This window comes from Pseudomonas sp. GL-R-19 (assembly GCF_019956375.1).
GTDB lineage: Bacteria > Pseudomonadota > Gammaproteobacteria > Pseudomonadales > Pseudomonadaceae > Aquipseudomonas.
Map to the genome: position 1 here is coordinate 1 of NZ_JAHBDJ010000069.1, position 5,817 is coordinate 5,817.

A 5,817-nucleotide genomic window follows, 5' to 3' on the forward strand; every position below is an offset into this window, starting at 1 on the left:
GCGGCGGACATGGCGGCAACAGTGGGAGCGGTGGCAGTGGTGGCCATGGCGGCAACAGTGGGAGCGGTGGCAGCGGTGGCCATGGCGGCAACAGTGGGAGCGGCGGCAACAGTGGCCACAGCGGCAGCGATCATGGGAACGGGAATTCAGGCCATGGTGGTCCTGGAGGCTCGAACTCCGGTCGCGGTGGTACCCATGCAGAAGCGGGTGACGACCACGGCGTCCACGTCGGCGGCGAGCCTGGAGACGACCACGGCGTCCACGTCGGCGGTGAGCCTGGTGACGACCGCGGCGTCCACGTTGGCGGCGAGCCGGGTGATGACCGCGGCGTCCATGTCGGCGGCGAGCCGGGTGACGACAATGGCAATCATGATGGTGGCGAACCCGGCGACGACAACAGCCGGATCTGAAGCGGCCTGATGACCTCATACAAGACCCTGAAGAGCGGTTTTGTATGAGGCGCGGCAAAAAAAGCGCCTGTCTTCATGGGATTATTTCCCACGTAGCTATACTGGGATTAACTGACCAGGAATGCGCTGAATGCAATCGTCTACCTTGCCCACCTCGCTCCTCAAAGCCTTGCGGCATGTCATGCGGCCGCTGGTACGCCTGATGCTGCGCAAAGGAGTCACCTACCTGGTGTTTGCCGACCTGCTCAAGGAGGTTTTCGTCGAGGTGGCGGACCGAGAGTTCCGTCTGGGCGACAAGGCACCGACCGACAGCCGCATCAGCCTGCTCACCGGCGTGCACCGCAAGGATGTACGGCGCTTGCGCAACACCAGCGACCCAGCTTCTTCCACACTTCCGGAAAACATCACTTTCGGTGCGCAACTGGTCAACGCCTGGGCCAAGGCGCCGTTCTGCAACGACGCCGGCCAGCCACTGCCCCTGCCTCGATTGGCCAGTGTCGGCGGCGATCGCTCCTTTGACGCCCTGGTGGCGAAGGTCAGCACGGATATCCGGGCGCGAGTGGTGCTGGATGAGTGGCTGCGCCTGGGGGTCGTGCGCCTTGACGAACAAGATCTCGTGCACCTCGAAGCCCAGGCCTTCGTGCCGCAAAAGGGCTTCGATGAGAAAACCGCTTACCTGGGGCACAACCTGCACGATCATGCTAGCGCCGCGGTACACAATCTGAGCGGCGAAGTTCCGGCCTTTTTTGAACGCAGCGTCCACTATGACGCGCTGACCCCAGCGAGCGTCGAGGCGTTGCGCGAGGCCGTTGCCAGCGAGGGGATGCAGGCCCTGTTGAGTTTCAACCGACTCGCCGCCGATCTGGAATTCCGCGACCTGCCCAGTCTTGAGCCGCGCCAGCGCATCACGGTCGGCCTGTACTTCTACACTGAAGCTTCAGATACCAATTCATCAACGGCCCCTAAGCCATGACCGTCAACTTGCGCCTGATTCGTGCAATCGCCCTCGCTCTGGGCCTCGGGCTTCCGATTGTGTTGCAGGCCGCCCCAGCCTGTGTGAGCCAGAATGACGCGGGCACAAGTGAGGTTCCGGTCATCCAGGCTCCGGGTGGCACCGGCGGTACGGGTGTGGCGCCTGGTGGCATGGGCGGTACCGGCATCAGCACCGACAACGGCGGGATGGGCGGTACCGGCGCACCGCTGCAAAAGCGCCCTGGCGGGATTGGCGGCACCGGTGCCGTTGCAGGCGGCGTGGGTGGCACGGGCATCGGCAGTGAAAGCGACAACGGCGGGATCGGTGGCACCGGCATTGTCGGTACCATCACCGGGTTCGCCTCGATCTGTGTCAATGGCCTGGAAGTGCACTTCAACAATAACGTTCCTGTCAGCGAGAACGGCATTGCCACCACCAGCACCCAGCTGGCAGTCGGCCAAGTGGTTGCCGTGGAAGCATTCAATTCCAAGCGAGGTCTGGAGGCCGGGCGCATTTCTATCCTGCACGTCTACGAAGGCCCTTTGACAGCCCTGCCTAGAGACTCCATGCCCATGCGTGTCATGGGACAACCGGTACGTCTGGCCAGCGGTGCTCAAATTGCAGCGGGTCTGCGCCCGGGTGATCCCGTGCGGGTCAGCGGACTGCGCGATGCCCGTGGCGACGTGGTAGCCAGCCGCATCGACCGGGCGCCCGGCCTCAAGGAGGCCAGTGCTATCGGATCGGTGGATCGCAGCGGCTATCTCCTGGGGCTCAAACTCAGCAATCACCCAGGTCCGGCGCAGGAAATGCTGGTGCGCGGCCAGTGGTCCGGCCGTGAGCTGGACGTGACCCAAAGCCGCTCCGACCCGAGCCTGCCCTTCATTGGTCGGGTACACCATGCGGTGATCGAGGGCCTGGTGCAGGGTCGGCAGGACCACCGTTTGGTGGTGGGTGGCTTTAATGTGACGCTGGCGCACGACACCGTGTTTGTCGGTGTGCAGCCTTCGGAACTGGCACTGGACCGACGCGTGCGGGTCAACGGCGTGTTTACCGGCGCGCGGGACGTGCAGGCAACGCGTATCGAATTGTCCCGCGAGCGCTCTGATTCGCCAGCCGGCAACCAACATGGGCGACTCCGGGGCAGCGAGCAAGGTACGGACGACTCAAGTGGCTCGAGCAACTCAGGCAGCTCCAACAGCTCCGGCAACTCGGGCAGTGGCAGGAGCGGCCGCAACGAGAGCGAAGTCCGCGTTGGCGACGATACCCGCCACGGGGGCAGTGACAGTCATGGCGGCGGCGACCAGAGGGAAAGCGTGGACAGGTCCGGCAAGTCAGAGCGTGTCGAGCAACCCGACAAAGTCGATAGGGTCGAGAGGGTAGAGAAAGTCGAAAAAATCGAACGCCCAGAGAAGGGCGAGAAAGTAGAGCGGCCAGAAAAAGTCGAAAAGGTGGAGAAAGTCGAAAAGGTCGAGAAAATCGAGAAGGTTGAACCGGTTGAAAAAATCGATCACTCCGGCAGGTCGGGTTAAACAGCGCAAGCATGATGCACTATCGTCATAAGTAACTAGGCTTGGTAAGTCACGCAACAAAGCATGCGTGTGAACTTCGATGACGCAAGACACGAGGTGAACATGAACCCCAAGCGCATCCTGCTCGTCGGTTTGCTAGCCAGCCTGGGCTTGCCGGCCCTGGCCGATACCTTCACGACCTCGATCGGAACCGACTACTCTCGGGGCGACTATGGTACCGGTACAACTTCTGAAACCTGGTACGTCCCGCTGGTGGGCAAATACCAGACCGGCCCCATGACCTACAAGCTCACTGTGCCCTGGCTGCGCATCACCAATCCTTCGGTCGGCCCTGATGGCGAGCCGTTGCCCGGCGGCTGCGGTAAAGTGGAAAGCGGTTTGGGTGACACCGTTGCCGGTGCCGATTATGCAGTGATTGACGGCAGCGTTGGCGGGTTGTTCGTGGACCTGATCGGCAAGGTCAAGTTGCCCACGGCCGACGAAGACAAGTGCCTGGGCACGGGCAAAACCGACTATTCCGGCCAGGTCGACGTCGCCAAAGCCTTCGGCCCTGTGACCGGGTTCGCCACCCTGGGCTGGAAAAAATTCGGCGACCCGTCGGGCTCCGACTTCGACGACCCGATATTCGCCGGCCTGGGCTTCGCCATACCCGTGTTCGCGCGTACCACGGCGGGCGCGTCCTACGACTGGCGGCAGAAGGTCGTTTCCACGGGCGATCAGATCAAGGAGCTCACCTTGTTCCTCACGCACAAGCTCAATCAGAACTGGAAGTTCCAGTTGTATGCCGTCAAGGGGTTTTCCGATGCCAGCCCGGATGGCGAGGCTGGACTGTTGTTCAGTCACACCTACTGATACCCGCCTGTTTCCCTGCACTGATGTGTTTCACCGCTTCGATCCAGGCCGGGTCCAGGTGCGACGGTGCGCGTCGAAAAGCCAGTCAGGACAGCCGGCTCAAGTCCTGATATTCGGTCGTTGACACTCAGGCTGACAGCACTAATCTATTAGGTGTGGGAATATTTCCCACGCAACGATACCGGCTGGCTCTGAGGGATCGTGCGAATACCGCAATTGCTCGTGATTGCTGCAGATTTATGGCCGTGCCGGTTGGCTGGCCGCTCCAGTGGGCGGCCGGGAACTCACTGGACATTGCGTTCGATACGGAGATGACGGCGCAACTCCAAGCGGAGGTGCATCATGCTGCTCAAGAAATGTTTGTTGGCTCTGGCAATTGGCGGGGTCCTGTCGGCATCGACTGTCCTGGTGCCTGATTACATCAGTAGTTTCTCCAGCGTGCATGCCAAAGATGGCGGTAGCGGCGGAGGCGGAGGCGGCCACGGTGGTGGCAGCGGAGGCGGAGGCGGCGGTGGTCACGGCGGCAACGGTGGCGGCGGCTCCGGAGGTTCCGGAGGTGGCGGTGGTCACGGTGGCGGCGGTGGTTCCGGCGGTGGAGGCTCTGGAGGCGGTGGCCACGGTGGTGACGGCGGAGGCGGTAGCGGTGGCAGCGGCCATGGAGATGGCGGCGGTCATGGTGCTTCTGGCCATGGCGGCCCGGGCCGCGGCGACGCTGACCATGGTGGAATGGCAGGGAATAGAGGCCCAGGCAATGCGCGTGACAACGACGATGACCATGGTGGCATGATCGGGAACAGAGGCCCGGGCAAAGCGCATGCCAACGACGATGACGACGACGCGGATAACGCCGCAGATGCAGCCAGGGAAGCCGCAGAAGACGCCGCAGATGCAGCCAGGGAAGCGGCAGAAGAACCCGGTGAAGCAGCCAGGGAAGCCGCAGAAGACGCCAATGACGCTGCCAGGGAGGCCGCAGAAGACGCCGCAGATGCAGCCAGGGAAGCTGCAGAAGATAGGGGCGCTGCCAGGATCGACGCAGATGTAGCCAGGGATGCTGCCAGAGCCGAGGCGGATGCAGCTCGGGATGCTGCGAGAGCTGAGGCGGATGCAGCCCGAGACGCTGCGAGAGCCGCTGGCGTACCGAAAGCAGATGCAGATGCAGCCCGGGACGCCGCCAAGGCAAAAGCAGATGCAGCCAGAGATGCTGCCAGGGCTGCCGCAAATGCGGCCCGGAACGCTGCCAAAGTAGCCAAAGTAGAGGCGAAGGAGGCCAGAGAGGATGTGGCCGACGCCCCTGATGCCCCGGATGTCGATGTGGTTGAGGTAGAGAACTAAGCCTGCACGTTTGGCAATGAACATGGCAGGCATGCCCAAAGAAAACGTCCCGGGAGCTTGAGGGACGTATCGGCTATGAGTCGCAAACCCTGAGTAGTCGCGGGGTTTGCGACTTCTTTTTGAAATCTGCCGCACGGTTCGAAATACCGACGAGGATGTCGGCAGAGGGGGGCCGGGCAGGGCGGGTGTGGCGCTGTCATTGAATGTGGTGGTACTGGATCAGTGCCATCGCTGGGAGTGGGGGAAATAAGGGGGGGCTTCAGTTGACGGCGTGGTCCGGGCTCTCTGCTGCCCTGAAGCTTTATATAGATGCTGGGGGGGTTCATGGTGGCAGCCCGGGCGCTTTGGCAGGGGAAAGAATTTTCAGGAGAAGGGGTTGACCACGTATTTTAATACTGTACTATTCGCCTCCCGCTAACGAGCAGCTTGATGTTGCTCTTGGCTTAAGTAGTTGATTTTGTTGAAAAATCAGAAACTTTTAAGGTTGCAGTTTGAAAAGATGCGCTGTAAGATGCGCACCTCGGTTGAGACGAAAGATCTTAACCAACCGCTCTTTAACAACTGAATCAAGCAATTCGTGTGGGTGCTTGTGGGGTCAGACTGCTAGTCAACAGATTATCAGCATCACAAGTTACTCCGCGAGAAATCAAAGATGTAACCAACGATTGCTGAGCCAAGTTTAGGGTTTTCTCAAAACCCAAAGATGTTTGAACTGAAGAGT

Annotated in this window: 6 protein-coding genes; all 6 read left to right on the forward strand. The window is 61.3% G+C overall.

What is annotated here, in order from left to right; all coding sequences use genetic code 11:
• The coding region (locus KGA83_RS26660; protein ID WP_223531231.1) for a hypothetical protein at positions 1–410 on the forward strand (410 nt) is incomplete at its 5' end.
• Positions 411–540: 130 nt separating this feature from the next.
• Complete coding sequence (locus tag KGA83_RS26665; RefSeq protein ID WP_108219892.1) at positions 541–1,383, forward strand: DUF6502 family protein; 843 nt, start codon at positions 541–543, stop codon at positions 1,381–1,383.
• Positions 1,380–2,912, forward strand: coding sequence for a DUF5666 domain-containing protein (locus tag KGA83_RS26670; RefSeq protein WP_223531232.1), 1,533 nt, complete (start codon positions 1,380–1,382; stop codon positions 2,910–2,912). Before KGA83_RS26665 ends, KGA83_RS26670 begins: the two co-directional genes overlap by 4 nt.
• Before the next feature lie 102 nt (positions 2,913–3,014).
• Complete coding sequence (locus tag KGA83_RS26675) at positions 3,015–3,764, forward strand: hypothetical protein (protein ID WP_108219894.1); 750 nt, start codon at positions 3,015–3,017, stop codon at positions 3,762–3,764.
• Positions 3,765–4,206: 442 nt separating this feature from the next.
• The gene (locus tag KGA83_RS26680) at positions 4,207–4,551 is read left to right on the forward strand and encodes a hypothetical protein (protein WP_178086802.1); all 345 of its coding nucleotides are present in this window, start codon (positions 4,207–4,209) and stop codon (positions 4,549–4,551) included.
• Positions 4,548–5,096 carry a hypothetical protein gene (locus KGA83_RS26685; RefSeq protein ID WP_115948430.1) on the forward strand — a complete coding sequence of 183 codons (549 nt, stop codon included), beginning with the start codon at positions 4,548–4,550 and terminating at the stop codon, positions 5,094–5,096. Before KGA83_RS26680 ends, KGA83_RS26685 begins: the two co-directional genes overlap by 4 nt.
• The last annotated feature ends 721 nt before the right edge of the window (positions 5,097–5,817 follow it).

Bases quoted from the DNA above. Each gene is read 5' to 3' on its own strand.
- KGA83_RS26665 (WP_108219892.1), top strand. From the start codon at position 541: ATGCAATCGTCTACCTTGCCCACCTCGCTCCTCAAAGCCTTGCGGCAT.
- KGA83_RS26675 (WP_108219894.1), top strand. From the start codon at position 3,015: ATGAACCCCAAGCGCATCCTGCTCGTCGGTTTGCTAGCCAGCCTGGGC.
- KGA83_RS26680 (WP_178086802.1), top strand. From the start codon at position 4,207: ATGCCAAAGATGGCGGTAGCGGCGGAGGCGGAGGCGGCCACGGTGGTG.
- KGA83_RS26670 (WP_223531232.1), top strand. From the start codon at position 1,380: ATGACCGTCAACTTGCGCCTGATTCGTGCAATCGCCCTCGCTCTGGGC.
- KGA83_RS26685 (WP_115948430.1), top strand. From the start codon at position 4,548: ATGATCGGGAACAGAGGCCCGGGCAAAGCGCATGCCAACGACGATGAC.